The organism is Sagittula salina (assembly GCF_017813235.1).
Taxonomy (GTDB): Bacteria; Pseudomonadota; Alphaproteobacteria; order Rhodobacterales; family Rhodobacteraceae; genus Sagittula; species Sagittula salina.
The window spans coordinates 108293-134997 of sequence record NZ_JAGISH010000008.1 but is presented as its reverse complement, the minus strand read 5'-3'; the positions used below and the strand labels follow the sequence as shown (position 1 = coordinate 134997).

30 protein-coding genes are annotated in these 26705 nt (G+C 65.6%); 11 read left to right on the top strand and 19 right to left on the bottom strand.

Annotation, left to right across the window (positions count from 1 at the left end; all coding sequences use genetic code 11):
- The first annotated feature begins 120 nt into the window (after positions 1 to 120).
- A complete protein-coding gene (locus tag J5474_RS15065; protein ID WP_209361742.1) occupies positions 121 to 324 on the top strand; it encodes a DUF1127 domain-containing protein in 204 nt (67 codons plus the stop codon).
- 81 nt (positions 325 to 405) lie between these two features.
- On the opposite strand, the gene J5474_RS15060 is transcribed toward J5474_RS15065, so the two are convergent.
- Both J5474_RS15060 and J5474_RS15055 read right to left on the bottom strand, forming a co-directional pair.
- On the bottom strand, positions 406 to 750 hold the full coding sequence (locus J5474_RS15060; RefSeq protein ID WP_209361741.1) for a hypothetical protein: 345 nt from the start codon (positions 748 to 750) through the stop codon (positions 406 to 408).
- Between the two features lie 174 nt (positions 751 to 924).
- Positions 925 to 1791, bottom strand: a complete 867-nt coding sequence (locus J5474_RS15055; RefSeq protein WP_209361740.1) for a 50S ribosomal protein L11 methyltransferase — start codon at positions 1789 to 1791, stop codon at positions 925 to 927.
- A 180-nt stretch (positions 1792 to 1971) separates the two neighbouring features.
- Here J5474_RS15055 and J5474_RS15050 point away from each other — a divergent pair, with 180 nt between their 5' ends.
- Positions 1972 to 2355: a hypothetical protein gene (locus J5474_RS15050; protein WP_209361739.1), complete on the top strand. Its 384-nt coding sequence runs from the start codon at positions 1972 to 1974 to the stop codon at positions 2353 to 2355.
- Between the two features lie 44 nt (positions 2356 to 2399).
- Here the strand turns inward: J5474_RS15050 and J5474_RS15045 are convergent, their stop codons facing one another.
- Both J5474_RS15045 and J5474_RS15040 read right to left on the bottom strand, forming a co-directional pair.
- Entirely contained in the window at positions 2400 to 3632 is a 1233-nt protein-coding gene (locus J5474_RS15045) for an MFS transporter (RefSeq protein ID WP_209361853.1), read from the bottom strand.
- A 56-nt stretch (positions 3633 to 3688) separates the two neighbouring features.
- On the bottom strand, positions 3689 to 4192 hold the full coding sequence (locus J5474_RS15040; protein ID WP_245216491.1) for a cupin domain-containing protein: 504 nt from the start codon (positions 4190 to 4192) through the stop codon (positions 3689 to 3691).
- A 150-nt stretch (positions 4193 to 4342) separates the two neighbouring features.
- On the opposite strand from J5474_RS15040, the gene J5474_RS15035 reads away from it, so the two are divergent.
- Complete coding sequence (locus J5474_RS15035) at positions 4343 to 5014, top strand: class I SAM-dependent methyltransferase (RefSeq protein WP_209361738.1); 672 nt, start codon at positions 4343 to 4345, stop codon at positions 5012 to 5014.
- Between the two features lie 85 nt (positions 5015 to 5099).
- Positions 5100 to 6161: a YeeE/YedE family protein gene (locus tag J5474_RS15030; protein WP_209361737.1), complete on the top strand. Its 1062-nt coding sequence runs from the start codon at positions 5100 to 5102 to the stop codon at positions 6159 to 6161.
- Positions 6162 to 6213: 52 nt separating this feature from the next.
- Here J5474_RS15030 and J5474_RS15025 read toward each other — a convergent pair whose 3' ends face one another.
- The 6 genes from J5474_RS15025 to J5474_RS15000 form a co-directional block, all read right to left on the bottom strand.
- On the bottom strand, positions 6214 to 7353 hold the full coding sequence (locus tag J5474_RS15025; RefSeq protein ID WP_209361736.1) for a hypothetical protein: 1140 nt from the start codon (positions 7351 to 7353) through the stop codon (positions 6214 to 6216).
- A 91-nt stretch (positions 7354 to 7444) separates the two neighbouring features.
- Positions 7445 to 7936, bottom strand: a complete 492-nt coding sequence (locus J5474_RS15020; protein ID WP_209361735.1) for an isoprenylcysteine carboxyl methyltransferase family protein — start codon at positions 7934 to 7936, stop codon at positions 7445 to 7447.
- A complete protein-coding gene (locus J5474_RS15015) occupies positions 7933 to 8997 on the bottom strand; it encodes a type III polyketide synthase (RefSeq protein ID WP_209361734.1) in 1065 nt (354 codons plus the stop codon). The genes J5474_RS15020 and J5474_RS15015 overlap by 4 nt, the downstream gene beginning before the upstream one ends.
- 78 nt (positions 8998 to 9075) lie before the next feature.
- Positions 9076 to 9684: a hypothetical protein gene (locus J5474_RS15010; protein ID WP_209361733.1), complete on the bottom strand. Its 609-nt coding sequence runs from the start codon at positions 9682 to 9684 to the stop codon at positions 9076 to 9078.
- Positions 9685 to 9737: 53 nt separating this feature from the next.
- Positions 9738 to 10499 (bottom strand): ABC transporter permease, encoded by a 762-nt coding sequence (locus J5474_RS15005; protein ID WP_209361732.1) that lies wholly within the window; start codon positions 10497 to 10499, stop codon positions 9738 to 9740.
- Positions 10496 to 11422 (bottom strand): ABC transporter ATP-binding protein, encoded by a 927-nt coding sequence (locus J5474_RS15000; protein ID WP_209361731.1) that lies wholly within the window; start codon positions 11420 to 11422, stop codon positions 10496 to 10498. The genes J5474_RS15005 and J5474_RS15000 overlap by 4 nt, the downstream gene beginning before the upstream one ends.
- A gap of 196 nt (positions 11423 to 11618) precedes the next feature.
- On the opposite strand from J5474_RS15000, the gene J5474_RS14995 reads away from it, so the two are divergent.
- Complete coding sequence (locus tag J5474_RS14995) at positions 11619 to 12593, top strand: DMT family transporter (protein ID WP_209361730.1); 975 nt, start codon at positions 11619 to 11621, stop codon at positions 12591 to 12593.
- A gap of 170 nt (positions 12594 to 12763) precedes the next feature.
- Here the strand turns inward: J5474_RS14995 and hemE are convergent, their stop codons facing one another.
- The gene (hemE, locus tag J5474_RS14990) at positions 12764 to 13792 is read right to left on the bottom strand and encodes a uroporphyrinogen decarboxylase (protein ID WP_209361729.1); all 1029 of its coding nucleotides are present in this window, start codon (positions 13790 to 13792) and stop codon (positions 12764 to 12766) included.
- Positions 13793 to 13883: 91 nt separating this feature from the next.
- Between hemE and hemC the strand changes: the two genes are divergently transcribed.
- Complete coding sequence (hemC, locus tag J5474_RS14985) at positions 13884 to 14834, top strand: hydroxymethylbilane synthase (protein ID WP_209361728.1); 951 nt, start codon at positions 13884 to 13886, stop codon at positions 14832 to 14834.
- Between the two features lie 212 nt (positions 14835 to 15046).
- Here hemC and J5474_RS14980 read toward each other — a convergent pair whose 3' ends face one another.
- The 4 genes from J5474_RS14980 to J5474_RS14965 form a co-directional block, all read right to left on the bottom strand.
- Positions 15047 to 15706, bottom strand: coding sequence for a phosphoribosylanthranilate isomerase (locus J5474_RS14980; protein WP_209361727.1), 660 nt, complete (start codon positions 15704 to 15706; stop codon positions 15047 to 15049).
- 55 nt (positions 15707 to 15761) lie between these two features.
- On the bottom strand, positions 15762 to 16124 hold the full coding sequence (locus J5474_RS14975) for a LapA family protein (protein WP_209361726.1): 363 nt from the start codon (positions 16122 to 16124) through the stop codon (positions 15762 to 15764).
- 4 nt (positions 16125 to 16128) lie between these two features.
- On the bottom strand, positions 16129 to 16410 hold the full coding sequence (ihfB, locus tag J5474_RS14970) for an integration host factor subunit beta (RefSeq protein ID WP_209361725.1): 282 nt from the start codon (positions 16408 to 16410) through the stop codon (positions 16129 to 16131).
- A gap of 226 nt (positions 16411 to 16636) precedes the next feature.
- Positions 16637 to 16987: a hypothetical protein gene (locus tag J5474_RS14965; protein WP_209361724.1), complete on the bottom strand. Its 351-nt coding sequence runs from the start codon at positions 16985 to 16987 to the stop codon at positions 16637 to 16639.
- A 186-nt stretch (positions 16988 to 17173) separates the two neighbouring features.
- Here J5474_RS14965 and J5474_RS22995 point away from each other — a divergent pair, with 186 nt between their 5' ends.
- Complete coding sequence (locus tag J5474_RS22995; RefSeq protein WP_280842519.1) at positions 17174 to 17308, top strand: hypothetical protein; 135 nt, start codon at positions 17174 to 17176, stop codon at positions 17306 to 17308.
- Between the two features lie 61 nt (positions 17309 to 17369).
- Here J5474_RS22995 and rpsA read toward each other — a convergent pair whose 3' ends face one another.
- Complete coding sequence (gene rpsA / locus J5474_RS14960; protein ID WP_209361723.1) at positions 17370 to 19049, bottom strand: 30S ribosomal protein S1; 1680 nt, start codon at positions 19047 to 19049, stop codon at positions 17370 to 17372.
- Between the two features lie 677 nt (positions 19050 to 19726).
- Positions 19727 to 20680 (bottom strand): CorA family divalent cation transporter, encoded by a 954-nt coding sequence (locus J5474_RS14955; RefSeq protein ID WP_209361722.1) that lies wholly within the window; start codon positions 20678 to 20680, stop codon positions 19727 to 19729.
- A 236-nt stretch (positions 20681 to 20916) separates the two neighbouring features.
- Here J5474_RS14955 and J5474_RS14950 point away from each other — a divergent pair, with 236 nt between their 5' ends.
- Together J5474_RS14950 and J5474_RS14945 are read left to right on the top strand one after the other, a co-directional pair.
- Positions 20917 to 22086: an amidohydrolase family protein gene (locus J5474_RS14950; protein ID WP_209361721.1), complete on the top strand. Its 1170-nt coding sequence runs from the start codon at positions 20917 to 20919 to the stop codon at positions 22084 to 22086.
- A gap of 276 nt (positions 22087 to 22362) precedes the next feature.
- Positions 22363 to 22587, top strand: a complete 225-nt coding sequence (locus tag J5474_RS14945) for a DUF1127 domain-containing protein (protein ID WP_209361720.1) — start codon at positions 22363 to 22365, stop codon at positions 22585 to 22587.
- 109 nt (positions 22588 to 22696) lie between these two features.
- On the opposite strand, the gene J5474_RS14940 is transcribed toward J5474_RS14945, so the two are convergent.
- Together J5474_RS14940 and rpsD are read right to left on the bottom strand one after the other, a co-directional pair.
- A complete protein-coding gene (locus tag J5474_RS14940; RefSeq protein ID WP_245216490.1) occupies positions 22697 to 23257 on the bottom strand; it encodes a hypothetical protein in 561 nt (186 codons plus the stop codon).
- A 148-nt stretch (positions 23258 to 23405) separates the two neighbouring features.
- Entirely contained in the window at positions 23406 to 24026 is a 621-nt protein-coding gene (gene rpsD, locus J5474_RS14935; protein WP_209361719.1) for a 30S ribosomal protein S4, read from the bottom strand.
- Positions 24027 to 24383: 357 nt separating this feature from the next.
- On the opposite strand from rpsD, the gene J5474_RS14930 reads away from it, so the two are divergent.
- Positions 24384 to 25199 (top strand): EAL domain-containing protein, encoded by an 816-nt coding sequence (locus tag J5474_RS14930; protein WP_209361850.1) that lies wholly within the window; start codon positions 24384 to 24386, stop codon positions 25197 to 25199.
- Positions 25200 to 25346: 147 nt separating this feature from the next.
- Complete coding sequence (locus tag J5474_RS14925; RefSeq protein WP_209361718.1) at positions 25347 to 26522, top strand: acetyl-CoA C-acetyltransferase; 1176 nt, start codon at positions 25347 to 25349, stop codon at positions 26520 to 26522.
- Positions 26523 to 26705: the final 183 nt, after the last annotated feature.

Sequence of the window (26705 nt, the reverse complement as noted above, 5' to 3'; positions counted from 1 at the left end):
CGCATATCGAGCCATGCGGATTTTGCATCCGTCCCATGCAATCTAAGCGTCTTGTTTTGGTCCGCCGCCCAATTTACGTGCGCTTTGCAAACGAGCACCCCTATCGAGAGACCTCAGATCATGTCCGCATTCGACACCACCCGCATCCCCTCCGCCACCGGCTCCGCCGCGCGCATCGGGTCCGTCTTCGCGTCCGCCTTTGGCGCACTGAACAGCTGGAACGACGCCCGCGTCACCCGCAAGAGCCTCTCGGCCCTGTCCGACCGCGAACTGTCCGACATCGGCCTGTGCCGTGGCGACATCGATACCGTCGCAAAGCGCTGACCATGTCAGCGACCGCGCATGAGAAAAGGCCGCGACTCGAAAGAGACGCGGCCTTTTTTCCGTGAGCGGCGGATCGAGAGTTCAGGTAATCAGAAGAGACACGAGTTCGGATAGTTTCGCCGTGAGCGGGTCGGCTTGCATCATCCATGCACCGGCGCGTTCGAACAGCGACCCCTGTGACAGCGCCTGCAAGCTGGCGCCGTAATCCGCTTCGCCCAGACCGGTCAGGATCATGACCTTGAATCCGAAAAAGATCACCGCCGCGTACAGCACAACGCGCAGCGACATTCCGCCCGCCTTGCTGTCGGGGACCTGGACGTAGACGCCGTTTCTGTCCAGCTTGGTGACGTATCCCTTGGCCAGACGGGCGTGCTTGCGCCGCACCGCGTCCTCGCGGTGGCGATACCTGTTCAGAGCGTCTTCCATGATGAAAGCCTCATGCATACCGGCCCCCACCGGATGCGGAGATTTTTAAACTTCGATTGCGGCGACATTGCGGCATCTGCCCAAAGTTTTACGCAAATGTGTCGTTAACCTTTCTTAATTCGCCGCCAGACTTCGCGCCCGCGATACTGGACCCCGTTACTGGCCCCCGCAGCCTCATTTCTGCAGGACGAGCGTCACCCAATCGTTGATGACGCCCCGGCGCACCTCGGAAATCCCCTGCTCCGCATAGGCCGCCACGACGTCGTCCGCCTGCCGCGTCAGGATGCCCGACAGGATCATGTAGCCGCCCTCGGCCACGTGCTGTTTCATCGACGGTGCAAGGTCGATCAGCGGTTGCTTGAGGATGTTTGCAAACACCAGGTCATAGGGCGCGCGCGTCCGCAGCGCGTCGGACTCAAAGCCCGCTGCAACGGCGCATATCACCTTGTCGCCCAGATCGTTGGCGGCGACGTTGGCCTCCGCCACTTCCACCGCCACATCGTCGATGTCCGAAGCGATCACCGTATTCGGCCAGATGCGCGCTGCCGCCATGGCCAGCACGGCGGTGCCGCAGCCCACGTCGGCCACATTCTTCCCGACGAAACCTTCGTTCGCAAGCCGGTCCAGCGCTTCCAGACAGCCCTGCGTCGTGCCGTGGTGCCCGGTGCCAAATGCCATGGCCGCCTCGATCAGCAACGGTTCCGATCCTTCGGGGATCTTGTCCGCATCATGGCTGCCGTAGACAAAGAACCGCCCCGCCACCACCGGCGTCAGCTCGCGCCGTACCTTGTCGACCCAATCGGTGTCCGGCACCTCCGAGACAACGAACCGCTGCGTCCCAAAGCCCGCCGCAAGCAGCGCCAGTTCCACCGCATCCGGCTCCTCCAGGAAGTAGGCGCCGACCTCCCACAGACCCGATCCGTCCTCCATCTCGAAGACGCCTACGCCGGTGGGTTCCGGCTCCATCTCCTCCATGGCCTCGCCCAGACCCTCGGCGCGGTCCTTGTCGTCAAGCTTGGTAAAGGCGGTCCAGGTGGGCATGGGTAATCTCCGTTCGGGGGTTGGCTGCCCTTACACCAGCTTTGCGCCCTGCACCAGAGAGGGGCGCGGCGGTCCGGAATCCCCCGCTTGCCGCCAGATGACCCCTCTGGCATCCTTTCCCCATTGCCCCAACGTCTTTGTGCACGATCCTCGTTCAACCTCCTCTCCAGGGGAATAGCCATGAAAACCGTTTTCAAGATCCTCGGCGGCTTTGTCGCCGTCATTGTCCTCATTGTCGTCGCCGTCACGGTCTTCTCCTCGGGCTCGCGCGACGTGGCCAAGCAGTTCGTGCTGCTTTCCAGCTCTGGCGACACACCGGGCGCGCACATGCTGATGCACCCAGCCCTGCGCGACCAACTGACGGCGGACAAGTTCACCGAGATGTTCGCCGGGGCGGAACCCTATCAGAAGGTGACCTTCACCAGCGCTTCGGTCGCCAGCGGCAAACCGACAGAGCTGGAGGGCACGGCGACCACCGCCTCCGGCTGCATGTCGACGCTGAAGTTCGAGATACTGGGCGAGCAGATCACCAGCTTCGACATCCAGCCTCTCTGCCGGCACTGAAACGCGCCCGCCCCGCAAATGGCACCCCGGACAAGGCGCCGGGACTACTCCGCCGGTGCGGGCACCAGCCCGGACAGCCGCGTTTCGTTGCCCGGCTCGGGGTGACGCGGAATCAGAAGCGCCAGCCCCAGCGAGATCATCGCCATGCAGGACGCAAGGCCAAAGACCGCCCCCGGAGCCTTCAGCCACAGGTAGCCCAGCGCCGCCGGAAGGAAGACCGCCGCGATGTGGTTGATGGTGAAGGCGACAGCGGCAGTGGGCGCGATGTCGCCGGGGTCCGCGATTTTCTGAAAGTAGGTCTTCAGCGCCAGCGCCATGGCAAAGAACAGGTGGTCGATCACGTATAGCGTGGCCGCCAGCACCACGCCCCAGCCGAACCAGTAGATCCCGCCATAAAGCGTGAAGACCAGCGTCAGCCCGACGTATTCGAAGACCAGCGTGTTGCGTTCGCCAAAGTGGAAGACAGCGCGCCCGAAGACCGGGCCGATCAGCATGTTCGCCACGAGGTTCACAAGGTAAAGCGCCGTCACCTCGTGCACGGCGAAACCAAAGCGTTCCACCATCATGAAGCCCGCGAAGACCACAAAGATCTGCCGCCGCGCGCCCGACATGAATTGCAGCGCATAATACAGCCAGTAGCGCCGCCGCAGGACAAAGCTCTTCTTCTGCGGGTTCGGGCTTTCGAATTGCGGAAACATCAGCGCGCAGTAGGCGACGATCACCAGCGTCAGCCCGCCCGAGACAATGAAAACCGTGTTGTAGGACAGATCGAACGCTTCCCAGGTCAGCACGATCACACCGTAGGCCATCAGCGTGGCCGCCGATCCGGCCGCGATCAGCCAGCCCAGCACCTGCGGCGCGCGGTCCTTGCGCAACCATTGCAGCTGTAGCGACTGATTCACCGTCTCGTAGTAGTGAAACCCGATAGAGGACAGCAGTGTCACCATGAGCAGCCCGCCCATGGTGGGAAACCACGCCGTCACCGCCGTCGCCACACCCAGCAGCGCCAGCGACACCAGTGCCAGCACCTGCTCGCGCATCACCAGCAGAACGAGGATCACCCCGATGGCGAGGAAGCCTGGGATCTCGCGCACCGAGTGCAGCCAGCCGATGTCAGAGCCGTCGAACTGCGCCACTTCGATGACGAAATTGTTCAGCAGCGCTGACCATGTGGCAAAGCTCAGCGGCATGGCGATGGCCATGAGGAACAGCAGCGTGATCGGTCGGCGATGGATCGGCAGCGAACGGGCGTCATGAAGCGGTACGGGTCTCATGATTCCCGATTACGCCCGGTCAGCCGCCTTGGCGAGCGAAATCATGCTGAGGGCATGGATTATTGCACCTCGACCACGTCACCCTCAGCGGTAAACCGATACTCCACCTCGGCAAAGCGGTCGCGCGGGAAGACGTAGAGAAAGCGCAGCCCCTCCGGCCCCGCCACCGTGCCGTGTTCCACGTCAGGTGGCAGGTACAGTGCCACGCCCGGCGCGATCCCGTGCGCCACCCCGTCGATGGTCACGACGCCGTTCCCCGACAGGCCAAAGTAGATCTCGGCGGGGGCATGACGGTGCGGCGCCAGCGTGCCTTCGGGGCCGAATTCCGCCACACCCAGCACCATGGCCGAAGTCGCCGTACGGTCCGCGTCAAAGATCGTCCGCCAGCGAACCGTTCCAAAGGCCGGGTCCTCGCCGCCCTCGAGCGGCGCGTGGTCGGCATTGGCCACCACCGGCAAGGTCTGCATGGCCGCCATGCCCATGGTCAGCATCTCCGTCATGTCCATCCCGCTGGTCACGTCCATCACCTCCATCACATCCGTCACATCCGTCACATCCGTCATGGCACCGCCTCCGCCTTGCGCCCACACTGGCAAGAGGCTGCCTGCACCTGCCCCGCTGGTCTGCGCCTTTCGCGACACGCCAATGTCGCGGGGAAATCACGGTCGACGACGCCGCTTGACGCCGCGCCGCTTCGAGCGCAGAGCCGCGCCATGACAACGAACCCCTATGACGCCGCCGGTTTTCACGCCAAGGCCATCGCCGAGGGGCGGCACCGCGCCATCGTCGGTGGCCGTTGGGAGGAAACCGGGCGCCTGCAAATGCAGTTGCTCACCGACCATGGGCTGCACCCCGATCACCACCTGCTGGATGTCGGCGCAGGTGCTTTGCGGCTGGGCTGCCGGGCGGTGCCCTACCTTGAGCCGGGGCATTACCACGCCACCGACGCCTCGCGCGCGCTGCTGCTGGCGGGGCACGCCGCCGAACTCGCCGACCCCGACCGCTTGCCACTGTCGCATCTCGTCGAAGACGCTGCCTTCGACTTTCCCGGCGTGCCCGATACGATCACCCACGCCATCGCCTTTGCTGTCTTCCCGCACCTGCCCATGGCCTGGCTGCGCCGCGCGCTGACCAACCTGCAGCGACTCCCGGCGCTGGAGAGCGTGTTCTTCACCGTCTTCCTTGCTCCGGACGCAGAACGGGCCGCGCGGCCCTTCCGCCAGCCCGATGGCGTCGTCACCCACGACCTGCGCCCGCCCTACCACCTGCTGCCCGAGGACGTGACCCATATCGCCCGGACCGCCGGTTGGCAGGTCACCCGCGATGACCGGGTGCTGCCACGCGGGCAGGTCCTTTTCGTGGCGCGACGCGACGTCGCCGCATAACATTCGCATATCCTGATCTGTATCAAGTCGCGCTGCGACGCAGCGTGCCATGACCTCCCGCGACCCACGCGAGGAGTGCAGACCCATGGATATCGTCCCCCTGATCGACCGGATCGGCGAAAGCCCGACCGCCGCGCTGTTCGGCCTCGTCACCGGCGTGATCTTTGGCGTCGCCGCCCACCGCAGCCGCTTCTGCCTGCGCGCGGCTGTGGTCGAATTCGCCCGGGGCATGATGCAGGACAAGGTCGCGGTCTGGCTGCTGACCTTTTCGACCGCCGTGGTCTGGGTGCAGGGCGCGCAGCTTCTGGGTCTGATCGACACCGCGCAGGCCCGCATGATGGCGGTGCCGGGCAGTTGGTCCGGGGCCATCGTCGGCGGGCTGATGTTCGGCGCGGGCATGGTGCTGGCGCGCGGCTGCTCGGGGCGCCTCCTGGTGCTGGCGGCGACGGGAAACCTGCGTTCCGTCGTGTCGGGGCTGATCTTTGCGGTGGTGGCGCAGATGTCGCTGAAGGGCTGGCTTGCGCCGTTGCGCGACCGTATCGCCGCGCTCTGGATCACCTCGGACGGGCGCAACATGAACCTGCTCTCGGCCCTGCACCTCCCGCGCGAGGCGGGACTGGTGATCGGCCTCGTCATCGCGCTGGTAGCGCTGGAACTGTCGCGCCGCCACCGGATCGGCGCGTCGCGGCTGATCTTTGCGTCCGGCGTGGGCTTTGCCGCCGCCGTGGGCTACGCGCTGACCTTCACGCTGGCGCAATCCGCCTTCGACCCGGTGCAGATCGAAAGCCTGACCTTCACCGGCCCCTCCGCCAACATGCTGATGTTCTTCCTCGACCGCACCGCCGGGCTGGAGTTCGACATCGGCCTCGTGCCCGGCGTCGTGCTGGGATCGTTCCTCTCGGCCCTCATTGCGGGCGATTTGAAAATCCAGGGGTTCGAAGGCCCCACCCCCCTGCGCAACGCCATGGTGGGGGCGGCGCTGATGGGTTTTGGCGGCATGCTGGCGGGCGGCTGCGCCATCGGGGCGGGCGTCTCCGGCGGGTCGATCCTTGCCGGGACGGCGTGGCTGGCACTGTTCTGCATGTGGGTTGGCGGCATGACCACGGACATGATTCTTGGCGGACGGGGCCAGCCCGCCGCCGTCTGATCCCCCTCCGCGTCCTGCGGCTCCCCGATCAACGCGCCGATCAACGTGCCAATCAATGCGCCGGGGTATCGCCCTTCGCGGATTTGCTGTCCTGCACCCGCACCAGCAGCGCGGTCACCAGTTTCTCTGAAAACCCGGCGGCAAAACTCCAGACCAGCAGCTTGCTCAGGTCGGCGTTAGGCACCCGGTTGGCGCGGATCGTCACGCCCTCCGCCCCGAGGCGGCAGGCGTCCTCCTCTCCCAGCACATCCGCCACCGCCGCGCGCACCTGGTCAACCACGGTGGCGTCAGGTGCCGGGCTCAGGGCCTGCAAGCGCACGATCAGGTCGCTGCAGAACTCCGGCACGGGTTTCAGAACGCTAAAGCCGATCTCGTGCAACTGCGGCACGAGATCACCGCCCAGCCAACCCGATTCAAAGAAGAAATACAGGATCGTCGCCCCAAGGCCGCCCACTGTCAGACGCAGCACGACCACCCAGCCCAGCGTCAGGCGCTTCATCTCTTCGATTGACAGGCGGTCCGGGTCCGGCATCGCCCCCGACAGCACGCTGAAACTCGACCCGACGATCCCCGCACCCACCGCCATGGCAAGCCCGGTATAGGGTCCCAGCGTCGTGTCAAAGGTCCCGAGGCCCGTCAGCAGCGCGATGAACACCGCGATCAGCAGCCCCGCACCGATGCTGATCCAGCGCGTGTAGCGTTCGAGGTAGACGCGGTTCTCGTGGCGCTGCGCAAGGATCCAGTGCACGTCGTCCAGAACCCGCCGCATCAGGCTGCGGAGCGCGTCGGTCCTGGCCTGCGGCACCGCGTGCGGCGGCTGCGCATCGCGCAATTCGGCCAGCCGCGCGGTGTAGCGATCAAAGACATCGGGGCGGATGTCCTTCAACAGCCCGATCTTCCGTTCGGCCAGATCGCTCATCTGCTCCGGCGGCAGGAGGCCCGCCAAAAGGTATTCCGCCTTGTAGCCGTCGCGCCAGGTGAACTGATCCTCCGGCAGCTCCAGCAATCGCCGCGCCTCCGCCAGCACCGGCTGATCCCCTTGCCGATCGCCCACGCCCCCGGCGGGCGACCCAAGGTCACGCGCCGCCTCCAGCAGATCGCATCCCAGCCGGTTGCGGAACTGCGCAAGCATGTGCCGGTTGCTCGCCTGATCCAGAGATCTGCGCGTACGATAGATCCTGAGAAGCGACATTCGACCACCACAAGCTGCGCCATCCTTGCGCCGAAACTCTCGGCGTCACATGACATTCCGGTAGTCGGATGCGTTTGTCACCCCTTATGTGTCACTCTCGCAGGTCTGCCAGCGCCGCGTTCTCCACGCGGATGCGCCACCACAGCATGGCCGCGTTCAGGATCGAGAACACCAGCGCCACGGGCCAGAGCCCCAGCACCATCGGAGTGACGAAGATCTCCGCCACCACCAGCGCGTAGTTGGGATGCGGGATCAGCCGGTAGGGTCCGCGCACCACCAGCGGTTCGTCCAGCACGATCACCCGCGTCGTCCAGCGCGCCCCGAGGCTCAGCAGGATCCACGCCCGCAGCCCCTGCAGCACCAGCCAGAGGACAAGCCAGCCCAGCACCAGCGGACGGTCCCAGCCGAACCACACCAGCGCCACCACCCAAGCCGAATGCAGCGCCACCATCACCGGGTAGTGCCCGGCGCCATGTTCCACCGCGCCCCGCTCCAGAAGCCGCGCCGTATTGCGCCGCGCCAGCCACAGCTCGCCCAGCCGCTGCGCGATCACGACCATCAGGAACAGGATCGCGCCGGTCATGCCGCGATCCTTTCGGGCACATCCAGCGGCAGGAAGGCCGCGGTGAAGCCCGGCCCCAGCGCGCAGGCCATCATGCGCCCGCTCTGCCCGCCCCTCAGCACCCGGTCGAGGACAAAGATCACCGTGGGCGAGGACATGTTGCCGTAATCGCGCAACACGTCGCGCTCATCCGTCAGGCTGCCCTGCTCCAGCCGCAGCACGCGTTCCAGTGCGGACACCACCTTTGCCCCGCCGGGATGGCAGACAAAGCGGTCCACCTTCCCGCGGCGCATCCCGGCGCGGGCCAGTGCCGCCTCTGCGGCGGGCAGGTACTCGGATCGTACGAAATCCGGGATCGAGCGGTCAAAGACCACGCCCAGCCCGGTATCGTCCACATCCCAGCCCATGATCGGCAGCGTTTCGCGCCACGTGTGCTGGTGGGGTCGGCCCAGCGCCACCGCCTGACCCTCGGGCCGGTCGGTCGACAGGCACAGCGCCGCCGCCCCGTCGGCAAAGAGCACCGCCGCGATGATGTCGGCCTTCTGCATACGGTCGGCCCGAAACGCGAGCGAGCATGTCTCTACCGCCACCATCAGCACCCTGTCGCCAGGTGCGGCCAGCGCCATGCGTTGCGCCACGATGGCGCCCGAAACGCCGCCCGCGCAGCCCAGCCCAAAGACCGGCACACGCAGAACGTCCTCACGAAATCCCATCCGAACCAGCGCCTGCGCCTCCAGCGTGGGTGTGGCGATGCCGGTGGACGACACTGTGACGATGCAATCGACCTCTTCCGCCGTCCAGCCCGCCGCCTCCAGCGCGCGCCCCGCCGCCTGCACGAAAAGCTCCGTCGCGCCCTCCATGTAGCGGGCGTTGCGCTCGGCCCAGCCGTGCGTGCCCCGGAACCACTCGATCGGCACCACCGAATGGCGCCGGTCGATCCCCGCCGTGTGGAATGCCCTGGCAATGCGGTCGAACTCGGGGTAGCGCGGCGCGAGGATTTCGCGCGCATGGGCCACGACCTCCCCCTGCTCCAGCACATATGGCGGCACCGCAACGGCGGTGGAATGCAGGTAGGCCGTCATCGGGAAACCTTTCCCGCGCCGTGGAGGCGCGTGTATGTCGGGCAATCCCGGCTCAACGCCCGCGAGAGCCCAAAGGTTTCACTCGCCGTCCCCGGCGTAGCGGTGCAGGTTGGTGCGCACCGGTCGCCCCGTCGCGGTTTCCAGGTAACCCTGCACCGTCCGCACCGCGGACGAAACATCGTCCAGCCGCCCCGCCGCGACGGGCGTCAACCGCAGCCGCCGCCCGTCGCGGCCCACGACCCGCAGGCCGTAACCCGTTCTGTCCGGTCCCACGGGGGAGCCATTCCGTGTCGCCGCCTTGATGCGCGCGCTCGCCACGCCCAGCTGCGTGACTTCCGAAACGGCCATCTCCTCGGCGGATACCCCCAGCACCGTGCGCACCTCCACCACGATCCGTTCCGGGCTGACGCGGGCCTCTGTCGCGCCAAAGGTCAACCCGGACATCACCGCCACGCAGGTCACGACCACGCCCAGCGATGTCCGCGCCATGTGGCCGCGCCGGGCCGTCAGCCCGTGGCGGATCATCTCCGCCACCAGAATCCCCGCCAGCGCCAGACCGGCCAGCCCGAACAGCACCACCACCCCGAGGTTCGTGGACCGGATCACCAGCCCCTCGCCCGTCGCCGTGACGGCGGCAAAGCGCGAGCCCAGCAGCACATCCAGTCCGAACAGGATTTTCGGCAGCATCGCGGCCCTCCCTCCGGGACCAGCATCCCAGAGCCGTCAGCCGCTGTCGAGCCTCAGGACCGGATGCGCCAGCCGGTGCGGAAGATCCACCAGATCACGCCAAGGCACAGCAGGAAGAACCCTAAGATCGCCGCCAGCGAGATCACCACCGACACGTCCGCAATGCCGAAGAAGGCCCAGCGCATCCCCGAGATCAGGTAGACCACCGGATTGAACAGCGCCACCGTCTGCCACGCGCCCGGCAGCATGGAGATCGAATAGAAGGCCCCGCCAAGGAACACCAACGGCGTCACCACCAGCATCGGGATAAGCTGCAACTGCTCGAAATTCTTCGCCCAGATGCCGATGATGAACCCGAACAGCGAGAACGACAGGCAGGTCAGCACCATGAAGGCCAGGACCGCCACCGGGTGCAGGATCTGCAGATCCACGAACAGCGCCGAGGTGCCAAGGATCACCATCCCGATAAAGAACGCCTTTGTCGCCGCCGCGCCGACATAGCCCATGACGATTTCGAGGAAGTTCACCGGGGCAGAAAGCAATTCATAGATCGTGCCCACGAACTTCGGGAAGTAGATGCCGAAGGACGCGTTCGACAGCGCCTGCGTCATCACCGACAGCATGATCAGCCCCGGCACGATGAACGCGCCATAGCTGACGCCCTCCACCTGATCGATGCGCGACCCGATCGCCGCGCCGAAAACAACGAAATAAAGCGAGGTCGAGATCACCGGAGAGATGAAGCTCTGGAACAGGGTGCGGAAGAACCGCGCCATTTCGAACCTGTAGATGGCACCCACTGCTCGCATGTTCATGCCGCGTCCTCCTGTCTGGCCACGAGGCCAACGAAAATATCCTCGAGCGATTTCTGCACGGTGGCCACGTCGCGCACCACCAGCCCCGCCCCGGCAACGGCGGCCATCAGCCGACCGATCCCGGTGCGTTCCGCATGGCTGTCGTAGCGGTAGACCAGATCGCCGCCCGAAACCTCCAGCCCGAAACCTTCCAGCGCTTCGGGCACCGCATCCAGCGGCGTGCCCAGCTCGATGCGCAACTCCTTTTCGCCCATGCGCCGCATAAGCGCGGCCTTTTCCTCCACCAACAGGATCTGCCCCTTGTTGATGACACCGACACGGTCGGCGATCGCCTCCGCCTCCTCGATGTAATGGGTGGTCAGGATGATGGTGACACCCTGCCGCTTGAGGTCGGCGACCACCTCCCACATGTCGCGGCGCAGTTCCACGTCGACGCCCGCCGTCGGTTCATCGAGGAACAGCACGCGCGGCTCATGCGCCAGCGCCTTGGCGATCAGCACACGCCGTTTCATTCCGCCCGACAGCTCGCGGATGGCATTGTCGCGCTTGTCCCACAGCGACAGCTTGCGCAGAACGTCCTCGATCAGCGCCTCGTTCTTCGGTTTGCCGAACAACCCGCGCGAAAACCGGACCGTGTTGATGACCTTTTCGAAGGGTTCGAGGTTCACCTCCTGCGGCACCAGCCCCACGAGGTCGCGCGCCGCGCGATAATCGGCCACAACGTCGTTGCCCCCGACACGGATTGTCCCCTCCGTGGGCAGCGTGATGCCGCAGATCGCAGAGATCAGCGTCGTCTTGCCCGCCCCGTTCGGACCGAGCAGCGCAAGGATCTCGCCCTCCTCGATTGCGAGGTCGACACCGCGCAAGGCCTCGAATCCGCCTTCGTAGCGCTTTCGCACGCCGTCGATTTCCACCATAGCCATACCGGGGCCCTCCTGTTTGCGCCCACACATCTAACCCCCGCACCGCGCGAGGCAATCCTGCAGAAACGCATAGAGCCCATGCATGACGGTTTCCGGCAGGAGCATCGCGCGCGCCCAAAGACCCGAAACCCCAAACCGGTAGCCATTCCCGCCCCCAGACCCGCACCTCAGTCCCGCCCTTTCAGACCGGAGTCCCATGACCGACCGATTAGACAAACCCGCCCTCGGCATTCTCTTCATCTGCGTCGGCGTCATCGCCATCTCCGTGAACGACCTGCTGATCAAGTGGCTATCCGGCGGCTATCCCCTGCACGAGATGGTCTTTGCACGCTCCGCCATCGGGCTGATCTTCACCTTCGGTTTCGTCATGATGGAGGGCGGCCCGCGCATCCTGCGGACTCGGACGCCGCTTCTGCACGCGCTGCGCGGGCTGCTGGTCGTGCTGGCCAACATGACCTTCTACGCGGCGGTGGCGGTGCTGCCACTGGGCCAGGCCACGGCGCTTTTCTTCGTGGCGCCGCTCTTCATCACGCTGCTCTCCATTCCGCTCCTGGGCGAAAAGGTCGGGGCGCTCAGACTCTCGGCCGTGCTCGTGGGCCTCCTCGGCGTCATCGTCATGCAACAGCCGTGGGAGGCAGAGCCCTCGGGTAACCGCGGCGTCCTGCTCCTCCCGGTGGTGGCGGCGCTGTTCTACGCGCTGATGCAGGTGCTGACCCGCAGACTGGGACTGACCACGCGCGCCTCCGCCCTGGCGGTCTACACGCAAGGCACCTTTCTGGTGGTTTCCATGACCTTCTACCTGGTCGCGGGCGACGGGCGCTTTGCCGAAGGCCTCACAGACGAAAGCCTGATCTTCCTGCTGCGCGCGTGGCACTGGCCCGCACCCGAAGATTGGCCAGTGTTCATCGGCCTCGGACTGTGTTCTGGCCTGGTGGGGTACTGCCTCTCGGCGGCATACCGGCTCGCGGATGCCGCTACCATCGCACCATTCGAATACGTGGGCCTGCCGTTGGCGATCCTCTGGGGCTGGCTGACCTTCGGGGAATGGCCGACACCCGCCACATGGGCCGGCTGCGCCCTGATCATCGGTGCGGGTCTCTTTGTCTTCCTGCGCGAACAGATCCGCGCCGCCCCCGCGCCGGGACGCCGCACCCGCTGGGGCCGCCGCTGAGGGATTTCGGCGACTGCGTCGCCGACCCGCCGGGAAGGCTCTGCCTCCCCGGGCCCCTCCGGAGTATTTTCGAAGCAAAGAAGCAGGAAATACTCGCTCTGCTTCTCTGCTTCTCCAAATACCTCCGGGGGGAGCGCGCCAGCGCGGGGGGCAGCGCCCCCCTTCGGGCCTTATCGCCCGCGCACCGTGTCGATCATGATCTGCACGTTCTCCGGGTCCGCGTCCGGGGTGATCCCGTGACCGAGGTTGAAGATATGCGGCCCCTTGCCCAGAGCCTCGACCACGCGGCGGGTTTCGTCCACCAGGGCCTGTCCCCCGGTTACAAGGTGCGTGTTCTTCAGGTTGCCCTGCACGCAGCCATGGGGCTGGACGTTCTCCGCCACCCACTCCGGGCTGACCGAATCGTCCACCGCCACGCAGTCGACGCCCGTCGCCGCGTGAAAGCCCACGTATTTCTCCCCCGCCTGCCGCGGGAAACCGATCACCGGAAGACCGGGGAAGCGGGACTTCAGCTCCTGCGTGATGCGGCGGCAGGGCTCCAGCGCGAAGCGGTCGAAATCCTCGCCCTTCAGCGACCCCGCCCAGCTGTCGAAGATCTTCACCACCTCGGCCCCGGCCTCGACCTGCTTTGAAAGGTAGTCGATGGTCGTCTCCGTCAGCCGCTCGATCAACGCCTCGAACAGCGCCCGGTTTTCCGCCTTCAGCGCGTGCGCCGGGCCCTGATTCTTTGTCCCCTGGCCCGCGATCATGTATGTGGCCACCGTCCACGGCGCCCCGGCGAAACCGATCAGCGGCACGTCCTCCGGCAGTTCCCGGCGCAGGATGCGCACGGTTTCGTAGATCGGGTGCAGCGTGTCATGAATCATTGCCCCCGACCCGAGCCTTGCGAAATCCGCCTCCGTCGTCACCGTCGACAGTCGCGGCCCCTCGCCCGTGACGAACCACAGGTCCGCCCCCAGCGCCTGCGGCAGCAGCAGGATGTCGGCGAACAGGATCGCCGCGTCAAAGCCGTAGCGCCGGATCGGCTGCAGCGTTACCTCCGCCGCGAGTTCGGGGTTGTAGCACAGCGACAGGAAGTCGCCCGCCTCCGCCCGCGTGGCGCGGTATTCCGGCAGGTAACGCCCGGCCTGCCGCATCATCCAGATCGGCGGCACATCCAGCGTTTCGCCCGCCAGCGCGCGCAACAGGGTCTTGGTCATGGTCAGGCCTCCCGGAAAATGTCCTTTCGCCGCACTTAGGGCAATACGCTGCCGGTTGCCAGCCGACAGCCTGACGCATAAAGCTGCGCGCATGACCATGCCTTCCGCTTCCGCCCCGCTGAAAATCGGCACCCGAGGCTCGCCGCTTGCCCTCGCCCAGGCTTTCGAGACGCGCGAACGCCTGCGCGCGGCCTTCGACCTGCCCGAGGACGCCTTCGAGATCGTCATCATCAAGACCTCCGGCGACGATCGCACGCTGATCGACGCCGACGTCCCGCTGAAAGTCGTGGGCAACAAGGGGCTGTTCACCAAGGAGATCGAGGAAGCGCTGCTGCGCGGCGACATCCACATCGCCGTGCATTCGATGAAGGACATGCCGACGGTGCAGCCCGAGGGGCTGGTGCTTGACTGCTATCTGCCGCGCGAAGACCCGCGTGACGCCTTCATCTGCCCCCATGCCGAGACCATCCACGACCTGCCGCAGGGCGCCGTGGTGGGGACCTCGTCGTTGCGCCGCCGGGCGCAATTGCTGCACCGCCGCCCCGACCTGCAAGTGGTGGAGTTTCGCGGCAACCTCCAGACCCGGCTCAAGAAACTCTCGGACGGGGTGGCCTATGCCACCTTCCTCGCCTGCGCGGGGCTGAACCGGATGAAGATCCCCGGCGTGCCGCAGCACGCGGTCGCGGTGGAGGACATGCTGCCCGCGATCGCGCAGGGCGCCATCGGGATCGAGCGCCGCATTGGCGATACGATGACAGAATCATTGCTGGTGCCGCTGCACGACCGCGATACCGGCCTCAGGATCGACGCGGAGCGCGCCTTCCTCGCTCGGCTCGACGGATCGTGCGAGACGCCCATTGCCGGGCTTGCGGAGCTGGACGGCGACCGCCTGCGCCTGCGCGGCGAAATCCTGAAGACCGACGGCAGCACGGCCCACGCCGGGGAAATCAGCGGCGCGGTCGGCGACGGCCCCGCGCTGGGCCGGCAACTGGCCGAACAGCTTCTGTCGCTGGCGGGGCCGGATTTCTTCGATCACATGTGAGTCAGAGTGCGCGCCGCCATCCTGGGCGGCGTACTCCGCGTGTGTCCGGAATGATTTTCGCCCGCCCTGCGCTGGTATCGGCGGGGCGGTCCGAATCCCGCTCGGAATGCCGCCCCGAATTTCTCCGAGACCCCCGATGGGCAAGGCGGCGGCCAGCCGGACCGACCGCCCCTCGCGTCACGGTACAGTCCGGTCAGCCTGCCGGGCACGCCTCACAAACGGGGGACAGGATCGGCCTTGGCGGCGGCGATGAAATCGGCAATCCGGCCGGCGTCCTTCACGCCCGGCGCGCTTTCGACGCCGGACGATACGTCCACCTGCGCCGCTCCGGTCATGCGGATCGCCTCACCGACGTTTTCCGGAGTCAGCCCGCCCGCCAGCATCCAGGGGCGCGGCCAGCGCCGCCCGGCGATCAGCCGCCAGTCGAACGACAGCCCGTTGCCGCCGGGCAGTTCCGCCCCTGGCGCAGGTTTTGCGTCGATCAGCAACTGATCGGCCACCTGTGCGTACAGCCCCAGCTTCGGCAGATCGTCCTCGGTGGCGACGCCTACCGCCTTCATCACGGGCAGGCCATAGCGCGCCCGCACTTCGGTTACGCGCTCCGGCGTTTCCGACCCGTGCAGTTGCAGCATGTCCAGCGGCACCGTCGCGGTGACCGCATCCAGCAGCGCGTCGTCGGCATTCACCACCAGCGCGACCTTTGCCAGCCCGACGGGCGCCTCCAGCGCCAGCGCGCGCGCCTGCTCGGGCGTCACTGCGCGCGGGCTTTTCGGAAAAAAGACAAAGCCGCCATAGGCCGCCCCGGCCTCCGCGCAGGCGGCCACGTCCTCGGCGCGGCTGAGGCCGCAGATCTTTACTCGAATGTCATTCATGTTATCTCGCCCCCCGTCGCGATTTTTCTCGGAAAAACCGCCGCGTTGGCAATCGTCAGGCGCGCGACTGGTCGAGGATCGCCAGTACTTCGTCCTTGTCCTTGTCGCGCTCACCCTGCGTCTTCTTAAGCTCTCGCTCCAGCTTCTTCACTTCGCCCTGCTTGCGGGCGGCCTCCGCGCGGTACTTGTGTTCCCGCAGCCACTCGAAAAGTTCGCCGATCACAAAGCCGAGCAGCATGGACCCCAGCACCACGAGGAACAGCGGCAGCTGCACGGACACCGCAAGCCAGCCCATCCCCGGCACCGCCGCCAGCCCCTCGGGCAGCGTGCTCAGCGTGACGGCCCCGCGGTTCGCGAGAGAGATGACGATGAGCACGATGGCGACCACCGCGTAGACAGCATAGCGAATGTAGCGCATGGGGTTACTTCCCGTTCAGGCGGTCCCGCAAGAGCTTCCCGGTCTTGAAGAAGGGGACGTGTTTCTCTTCGACCTCAACCGAATCCCCTGTCCGGGGGTTCCGCCCGACGCGCGCATCCCGCTTCTTGACCGAGAACGCTCCGAAGCCCCGCAGCTCGACCCGGTCGCCCCGGGCCATGGCATTGGTGATTTCCTCGAAGATCGTGTTCACGATCCGCTCCACGTCACGCTGATACAGGTGCGGGTTCTCGTCCGCAATCTTCTGGATCAGTTCCGATCTGATCATACTTCGCTTCCCCCTGCCGCGCCTGTGTGGGTCCGGCGCGTTATCCGGAAACTATACGCACGCAATCGGCCGACGGGAACAGGGGAAAAAACTGGAAAACCTTGTTTTTGCATATGTTTGCCGATGATTCGGGGAGAATCTGTGTGGATCGGGCAACGATTCCCGCGCCCACCCTTGCGCCGCGCCGCAGCGGCGCGCATCCGTCCCCGCGACGATTCGCGCGCGGCTACCGGCAGACGGCGGCGAATTCCGTGCGCCCCTTGCCGTCGCGCGTCTCCGACTTGAAGTAGACCAGCCGCATCCCGTGCTCCGCGCAGGTCTGCGCCGCGCGGCTCCTGACTTCGGCTTCGGACCAGGCCGCGCCGTAACGGCCGCGCAACTGGTTCTGATCCTTCACCGTGTAGGGCTTCATCACCAGATCGGTGCCCTGCTGCGGGGCCGCCTGCCGGATGCCCGGATCGTCCGCGGGCAGCACGATGTCCTGCGCCACCGCGCCACCCCAGGGCAGCGCCACCCCCATAAGGCACACAAGAAGGCACACAAGAAGGCACACCCCCGGAACCAGATCCTTCCGCATGACTGCCTCCTTCACCGCGTCTCTCCCCTTGATAGAAAACCTCGTCCGGGGAGGCGAGCCTTTTCGCACCGCCCTCCCCGTCCGAAGCCGCATGATCCGGAGTGTGCAGGCGCAGGATCCGGGTCGCCCGGTGCCACCCTGCCCGCCATCCTTCACGGGTATTCAACCACTGATAGGACCCGACCGATGTTCCGCATGTTCCGCCCCCCGAAATCCCGCGCCGGCGATCAGGACATGGACGCCCGCACCCGCGCCGACCTCGGTCTGCCGCCGCGCCATCCGACCCTGCGCTGGACGCCGCCCCACTGGTGGCTGCGGTGAAACGAAAAAGGCCCCCGCAAGAGCGGGGGCCTTCCTGTCTGCGCAGCGATGCGCAGGTATCTTAGTTGTCGCCCTTCAGCGCGGCGCCAAGGATATCGCCCAGCGATGCGCCCGAGTCGGAGGAACCGTACTGTTCCACGGCTTCCTTCTCTTCGGCGATCTCGCGTGCCTTGATCGACAGGCCCAGACGACGCGTCTTGGAGTCGATGTTGGTCACGCGCACGTCGATCTTGTTACCGACCGAGAAACGCTCCGGGCGCTGCTCTGCACGGTCACGCGACAGGTCGGAACGGCGGATGAAGGACTTCATGCCCTCGTATTCCACCTCGATGCCGCCGTCCTCGATCGCCGTCACTTCGACGGTGATGATCGCGCCGCGCTTCACGCCGCCGACTGCATCGGCGAACTTGTCACCGCCCAGCGCCTTGATGGAGAGCGAGATGCGCTCCTTCTCGACGTCGACCTCGGAGACAACCGCCTGCACGACGTCGCCCTTGCGGTAGCTCTGGATGGCGTCTTCGCCACGCTCGTCCCACGACAGGTCGGACAGGTGCACCATGCCGTCGATCTCGCCTTCGAGACCGATGAACAGACCGAATTCGGTAATGTTCTTGACTTCGCCTTCGACCTGCGTGCCCTCGGGGTGCGTCTCGGAGAAGACTTCCCACGGGTTGCGCTGCGTCTGCTTCAGGCCCAGGCTCACGCGGCGCTTGGCACCGTCGATCTCCAGCACCATGACGTCGACTTCCTGCGAGGTCGACACGATCTTGCCGGGGTGCACGTTCTTCTTGGTCCAGGACATCTCGGAGACGTGGACCAGACCCTCGACACCGGCTTCCAGCTCAACGAATGCGCCGTAATCGGTGATGTTGGTGACGCGACCCTTGTGGACCGAACCCAGCGGGTACTTGACGCCCACCAGATCCCACGGATCTTCCTGCAACTGCTTCATGCCGAGGGAAATACGGTGGGTTTCCTTGTTGATCTTGATGACCTGCACTTTGACAGTCTCACCGATCGACAGGATTTCCGACGGGTGGTTCACACGGCGCCATGCCATGTCGGTCACGTGCAGCAGGCCGTCAACGCCGCCGAGGTCGACGAATGCGCCGTACTCGGTGATGTTCTTGACCACGCCGTCAACCGCATCGCCTTCCTGCAGCTTGCCGATGACTTCGGCGCGCTGCTCGGCGCGGGACTCTTCGAGGATCGCGCGACGCGAGACAACGATGTTGCCGCGGCGACGGTCCATCTTGAGGATCTGGAACGGCTGCTTGAGACCCATGAGCGGGCCTGCGTCGCGCACGGGGCGCACATCGACCTGCGAACCGGGCAGGAAGGCCACGGCGCCGCCGAGGTCGACGGTGAAGCCGCCCTTGACGCGGCCAAAGATCGCGCCTTCGACGCGCTGGTCGTCGGCGTATGCCTTCTCGAGACGATCCCACGCCTCTTCGCGGCGGGCCATCTCGCGCGAGATGACGGCTTCGCCACGGGCGTTTTCGGCGGCGCGGAGGAAGACCTCCACTTCGTCACCGACCTGAACGTTCGGCTGCTCGCCGGGTTCAGCGAATTCCTTCAGCTCGACGCGGCCTTCCATCTTGTAGCCGACGTCGATGATGGCCTGGCCCGCTTCGATCGCGATGACCTTGCCTTTGACCACGGAACCTTCGTCCGGGGTGTCCATCTCGAGGCTCTCGTTCAGGAGCGCTTCGAATTCTTCCATGGATGTGGTGTTTGCCATGTGGCTTTAATTTCCTTTACAACGGGTTATGCTGGCCGAACGGTTGTCTCCGCCGGTCTGATTGCTAGGGTGCCGGGGCTCGTTCCACGAACACGCACAACACAAATAGGGCCGGTTTTTCCGGCCCTGCTCGCTGCACGTCGCGGCAGTTTTTGCCTTGTCGACGGGCGCGCATATAGCGCGTACCGCTGCGGCGGTCAAGCTGTGCGGGCAGCGGGGAGCGTCCCGGTTTGAAATTCGACCATGCGCCCGGCACCATGCGCCCGACGGGGCTCGCCCGCATTCTTGGCGCAATGCATGGATCTTGGCGCAATGCATGGAAGATGTCTGAAGCAGCCAAAAGCCACACTTCTCACGAGGCGTCCAGTGGGTTCGGAAAAAGACGCGCGGGAGGACGGCGGCGGCATCTGAAGGGGACACGCCCCACTCTCACCATCATGCGCAGGGATACGAACCGGACTTCGGCGTTTTGACGCGGAGCGACGATGCGCCGAGCGCCTGAAGGTCCCTGAGGGCCATGGGTAAGCCAGTCGGCCGTCGGATGCGAAACAGGTTCTCTCAGTCCGACGAGGCTTGGGAACCCTAACAAACCCTGAATCCCACCGCCGTAAGCCCCTGAAACGAAACAGATCCGCAAATGTCCCATGCAGGGACGCCGCCTCCGGGGCCCCACCCGCTCAGAGCCAGTCTTTCCATTTGAAATAGACATAGGTCCCGATCGCGGACCCCGCCATCAGCCCGGTCGCGATCAGCCAGCCATGCGGCTGGTTCACCCCCGGAAGGACCTGGAAATTCATGCCGTAGATCGAGGCCACCAGCGTCGGCGGCAGAAACAGGACCGCCACCACCGACAGGATCCGATTGGCGTCCGATTGCTCCAGATTGATCATGCCGAGGATCACATCCGTCACATGCGCCACCCGTCCGGTCAGGAAATCGGCATGCACGACAAGGCTCTGAATATCCCGCGTGCGGGCCTTCAGGACCGCCTTCAACGCCCCCGGCGCCTTGGCCGACAGATTCAGGGCAAAGGTCGTGAGCGCCCGTTCCAGTGTCAGAAGCGCGTGCCGGTGGTTCGCCAGCGCCTCCCCCCGCTGCCCCACGGTCCGCAACATCTCCTCCAGAAGGTCCTCGTTCTCCCCGTCGTCGTTGAACAACCGCCGCGAGGCCGCATCCAGCGCCCGCCCCTCGCCTTCGAGCAGATCCGCGATGCGGGCGACGATCTCTTCGATCAAGCCGAGGAACAGGTGCAGATGACTGTCGCAGCCCGCCGATGAAGAATGCGCGTGACTCGGGAAGGTATCGAACGACCGCGGCGCGTGGTAGCGGACCGTCACCATCTGCCGGGGCGACAGCAGGAAGGCGACCGGGGCGAACTTGCGCCCCCCATCCGCTGCGATCCCCGGCAGGGCAACCGTCAGCACTTCGACCTCGCCGGCCTTGTAGAGCCGGTTGGAAATCTCGATTTCCTCCATATCCGCCAGCTTAGGCACGTCGAAGCCCAATGCCTGGACCCCCGCGACCTCTTCTTCGCCGGGGTCGAACAGGTCGATCCACTGCGCCTGCTCCAGACCGGCGCCCTCCGTCTGCAACTGCAGCCGCTCGCCCTTGACGTGGAAGGATTTCAGCATCGTGCCCCCTCTGTTTCGACCTCTGGCCTCGCCGACCCCGACGGTTCAAGCTCTCCGGGGCAGGAATGGTTCCGGCCTCCCGCCAAGGCCGGGGACTAGAAGCCCGCCAGACCACCAAGCCGCGAAAATGCTCAGCGGCTCCCGTTTTCCCGGCAAACGTGTCACCGCGCCGATACATAAGCCCCTTATGACTGCGGGACGAGAGAGAAAAGAAACCGCAGCAGCCAGCCCCCGCCATGCCCCATTACCCTGCCCGCCTGCGCCTGACCGGCGCGACGATCCTCCGCGATGGAGCGCTTCAGCGGCGCTCCGTGGCCGTGGAGGACGGCCGCATTTCAAAAGGCCCCCTTCCCGAGGTCGACCTGACGGGTTTCTACATCCTGCCCGGCATCGTCGATCTGCATGGCTGCGCCCTGACACGGCAACTGGCCGGTCCGCCCGCCGCCCGGCCACGGCTGGCCGAGGCCCTGCGTATCTGCGACGGGATCGCAGCACGAAACGGCATCACCACCGGCTGGCTGGCGCATGACTGGAGCTGGGAGGGCGGCATCCATGCGCCAGAACATTGCGACGCCTTCCTGCGCGCACTGGAGGCCTACCGCACGATCGCAATGACCGACCTGCAGGCCCAGATCCTTTGCGAGGTGAACACGGTGGACAGTCAGGACTACCTGCTGGCCACGGTCCGCCGCCATGCCGTCGGCAGCGTCCTCTTCCGCAACGAGCTCGAATCCGCGCGGCAAATGGCCGAAGCAGGGCTTGCCGCGCTCAGCCACCATGCGCACGGCTCCGGTCGAAGCATCGATGCCCACCTCGCCGCGCTGGAGCGGGCGGAGGCACGGCGCCGCGACGTGCCTCGGCACCTGTGCCGCCTGTCGGAGGCCTTTGACGCGCTCGGCGTGGTTTACGGCAGCCGCGGCGATTCCGACGGCGAGACACGCGAGTACTACACCCAGATCGGCGCGAAGGTCTGTGCCCTCCCCCAACGCCGGGCCGCGGCGGCACTGGCGCGCGCGGTGGGGGATCCGATCCTGCTGTCGGCATCGGAAGTGACCGGAAGCAAACCGGGGCAAACGCCGGATCTGCTGCGCGCCGGGCTGGGCGATGCGCTGGTCTCGGGTGAGGAACCCGGGGCGCTGGTTCAGGCGGCCTTTCGCCTCGCCAGCGAGGGCATCATGGACCTGCCGAAAGCGTGGGAGGCGGTCTCTGCCAGACCTGCTGCGCTGGCGCGGCTCACGGACCGGGGCATCATCGACTATGATCGCCGCGCCGATCTTGTCATTGTCCACGCCGGGCGCCGAAGCGTGGAGGCAACGCTTGTTGGCGGCCGCCTTGTCTGGGTCACCGGAGAGGCGGCAGAACGCTTTGCCCCCGCCCGCGCCACGTCGGGTTTGGCGGCGGAGTAGGCCCAGGCCCACCCGGTCACCTCCTGCCGAGGCCGCGCATCCACGCCAAACCGAGCGACTGCGGTCCGTGCCTGGGGCATCCCGAGCCGAAGCACCTCGCAAAGTAGGCGGACCGTCCGAACCGCCATTTCCTTACGCAGCCTTACGATTTCCCGGCTTAGCCATGCACCCTCGTGGCAGCGGCCTTGCTGCAACCGCACTGGAAAATTGCCGCAGTGCGGCATAACTTGCCTTCACGGAGGGAGCTGAACCCAACCGAAAGAGGCATATCGAACTATGGCACATATCACGCACGACCACGCACCGCGCCGCGGCATCCTGGAGACCATCATGAGCGGCCTGAACGGCGTTCTGGAATCCCTGGCCTCCATCGCGGAGAATTCCCACCGCATGCGGGAAATAGAGCGCCTGCAGGCCCTGTCCGACGACGAGCTGGCCGCACGCGGTCTGACGCGTCAAGGCATCGCACACCACGTCTTTCGCGACGTCTATTACGTCTGAGACATCCGGGCATCGCCGGCTCCGAAACGGGCCGGCAATCGTCGCAAAGGCCGTCGCATCCTGACTGGACGCGGCGGCCTTCGCATGTCCGGGGCAGTCGTGTCCGGGTTCAGTTTCCCGACCGAGACATCATCCGGTCGTGCACCGCCGCCATGCCCCGCGCGGCCATGTCAGAAACCTCTGCCGCGTGGATCTGCAGCGCCGCAACCAGATCCGGATCTGTTGCGGTCTGGGTCACGACAATCCCCGCCTCCGTTACCGCAATGTCCGTTTCGATCCCCGCGCCGCGGGCAAAGAAGACGTCCAGCGTCGGGCTTTGGACAAACACCTGCGGATCGCGCCCGTCCTCGACGCGGGCGATCATGCCGGTGACGTGGCTGACGAGCGCCGCCATCACGTCCGGGTCCGAGGACGTGGTCACGGTGCGAATCCCGTTCGGCAGCGTCTCCACCCGGCGGGAAAGGGTCTGAAAGTTGCGAAACATCACCGCCATCTCCGCGCTTTCCTCCGGTGTGGCGTCCAGCCCGCGCAGGCCGGGCATGATAACCTCGTCATGGCCGAGGCCACCGGCTCCGTGATGCGCCCCCATCCTGCCGGGGCCGTGCATCTGCGCCAGCGCGAGGCCGGGCAGCATCGCGGCCACTGCCGCCGTCAGGACCAATCGGTGCATGGATGTCTCCCTTTTTTCCGGCCCTGTCCTACCCCGGATCGACCGCCCGGCATACCGACGATCCCGTGAGGACAAAAGCAAAGGGCCGCCCCGAAGGACGGCCCCGTATGGGAGGAGGCGGAAAATCCGCCCCGTTTCGCAGAGAACCTTAGTTCTGCGCGTAGTATTCGATGACGAGGTTCGGTTCCATGATCACCGGGTACGGCACGTCCGACAGACCCGGGGTCCGCACGAAGGTGGCTTTCATCTTGGAGTGGTCGGCCTCGATGTAGTCGGGCACGTCGCGCTCGGCCAACTGGGTGGCTTCCAGCAGGGCTGCCATCTGCTTCGACTTCTCGCGAACCTCGATGACGTCGCCTTCCTTCACGCGGTAGGATGGGATGTTCACGCGCTGGCCATTCACGGTCACGTGGCCGTGGTTCACGAACTGGCGGGCGGCAAAGACGGTCGGCACGAACTTGGCGCGGTAGACAACGGCGTCGAGGCGGCGCTCGAGCAGGCCGATCAGCAGCTCACCGGTGTCGCCCTTGGCGCGCTCTGCGTCGGAGAAGATGCGGCGGAACTGCTTCTCGGTCATGTCGCCGTAGTAGCCCTTCAGCTTCTGCTTGGCGCGCAGCTGCAGACCGAAGTCGGACATCTTCTGCTTGCGGCGCTGACCGTGCTGGCCGGGCCCGTATTCGCGGCGGTTCACCGGGGACTTCGGACGGCCCCAGATGTTTTCGCCCATGCGGCGGTCGATCTTGTACTTGGCAGACGTGCGTTTGGTCACGGTCTGATCTCCTTCTTGTGTTACGAAGGGCGTTGTCCTCTCACCGGACCGGACTGCCTGATCTTGCGACCTGTGGCATCCCGGCTGCCCGATGTGACAGGCATCCCCTTGCGGGGGCCACCAACACCAATGAAGCCGCCCAAATACACGCCCCTGCGCCGGTGTCAAGCGCGGGAGTCATGAAGGTCACGCGCATAAAGACCTGAAAGCCGCGGCGGGATGCGTGGGAGATCTTACCAGACAATTCTCAACAAACCGGAGCGTTAATAACCGTTCAATATTTGGCGGCGCAGAATGCAGGCCCAACGAACGGACGCGTCCGGCGGGGCGCGCGAAACGGAACTGTCGGAGCAAGCCATGGGCAAGACCACCACCGGGTCGCTGAACGCACTGGAACACGCGGTGCTCCTGCGCGACGGCAAGATCCTCGATATGGTGCGCCGGGCCATCCAGCACCGGCAGGTGATACTGGCCTTCCAGCCGGTGGTCCAGGCCTGCCCTCCCTGTCAGCCAGCCTTCCAAGAGGGACTGATTCGCGTGCTGGACGAAACAGGCCGGGTCATCCCGGCGGCGGACTTCATGGATGCGGTGGAAGAAACCGAATATGGGCGGATGCTCGACTGCATCGCATTGGAGCAAGGGCTGGCAGAGCTGGCACGCGTTCCCGACCTGAGGCTGGCGATCAACATGTCGGCGCGCTCCATCGGGTACCAAAAATGGATGGCGGTGCTGCACCGTGGGCTCGATCAGGACCCCACCGTTGCCGAACGGCTGATCCTGGAGATCACCGAACATTCCGCCATGCTGGTGCCGGAACTGGTCATCACCTTCATGGATGATATGCAGAGTCGCGGCATCACCTTCGCCATCGACGACTTTGGTTCTGGCTATACCGCACTGCGGCATTTCAAGGAATTCAGTTTCGACATCCTGAAGATCGACGGCGAATTCTGTCGGGGTATCGCGCTGGATCCGGACAACCAGGTGCTTGTTGCCGCCATAGTCCGAATCGCCGAGCAGTTCGACATGTTCACTGTCGCCGAGAACGTCGAGACAGAGGCCGATGCCGAATGCTTGCGCGGGCTCGGGCTGGACTGCCTGCAGGGTTATTTCCTTGCCGCGCCCAGCATCACGCCCGCATGGCGGGAGGCGACGGAACGGAAGCTCGCGTGATGCGCTTTTGTGCCGCGCTGCCGCGCAGCACGCTTTCCCTTTTGACAATTCGGAAAATCGGTTAATCCCCAGAGCCGACAGGCGAGACAGAAGCGGCCCGCACACGGCGGGTCCGCGCATATGAACGCTTGGCCAGGAGGACACCACATGACCAATGTCGTTATCGCAAGCGCCGCCCGCACCGGCGTCGGCAGCTTTGGCGGTTCGTTCGCGAACACCCCCGCGCACGATCTGGGCACCGCCGTTCTGGAGGCGCTGGTTCAGCGCGCAGGCATCGAAAAGGGCGAGGTCTCCGAGACCATCCTCGGCCAGGTGCTGACCGCGGCGCAGGGCCAGAACCCCGCCCGCCAGGCGCATATCAACGCCGGCCTGCCCGAGAGCTCGGCCGCCTGGTCAATCAACCAGGTCTGTGGCTCCGGCCTGCGCTCGGTCGCGTTGGCCGCTCAGCACATCATGCTGGGCGATGCGGATATCGTCTGCGCCGGTGGTCAGGAAAACATGTCCATGTCGCCCCACGCGCAGAACCTGCGTCAGGGCTACAAGATGGGCGACGTGTCCTACATCGACACCATGATCAAGGACGGGCTGTGGGACGCGTTCAACGGCTACCACATGGGCCAGACCGCAGAAAACGTCGCATCGCAGTGGCAGATCACCCGCGAGATGCAGGATGAATTCGCGCTGGCCTCGCAGAACAAAGCCGAAGCCGCCCAGAACGCAGGCAAGTTCGCGGACGAGATCATCCCCTTCATCATCAAGACCCGCAAGGGCGAGATCGTGATGGACAAGGACGAGTACATCCGCCACGGCGCCACCATCGAATCCATGCAGAAACTGCGCCCGGCCTTCACCAAGGACGGGTCAGTGACAGCGGCCAATGCGTCGGGCATCAATGACGGCGCCGCCGGTGTTCTGCTGATGTCCGCCGAGAACGCTGAAAAGCGCGGCATCACCCCGATGGCTCGCATCGCCTCCTATGCGACGGCCGGTCTCGATCCCAAGATCATGGGCGTCGGCCCGATCTACGCCTCGCGCAAGGCGCTGGAAAAGGCCGGTTGGAAAGCCGAGGACCTCGACCTGGTGGAGGCCAACGAAGCTTTCGCTGCACAGGCCTGCGCCGTGAACAAGGACATGGGCTGGAATCCGGAGATCGTGAACGTGAACGGCGGTGCCATCGCCATCGGCCACCCGATCGGAGCGTCGGGGGCGCGCGTCCTGAACACGCTGCTTTTCGAGATGCAGCGCCGGGACGCGAAGAAGGGTCTCGCCACACTCTGCATCGGCGGCGGCATGGGCGTTGCGCTCTGCGTCGAGCGCGCCTGAGCGACCAGAGCGGCGGGCCCTTCGGGGCCCGTTCTTCTTTCTGGAGTCTGCCTCGGCGGGTCGGCTTCCGGCTTTGCTTTCCGGGGAGAGGTGCGCAATGCTGGACCTCCGGGAGAGGAGTGAGCGACGGTTCCGGGATGTGACGTGCCGCAAGGACGACAAGCAGCCTCAACCCAGGAACAC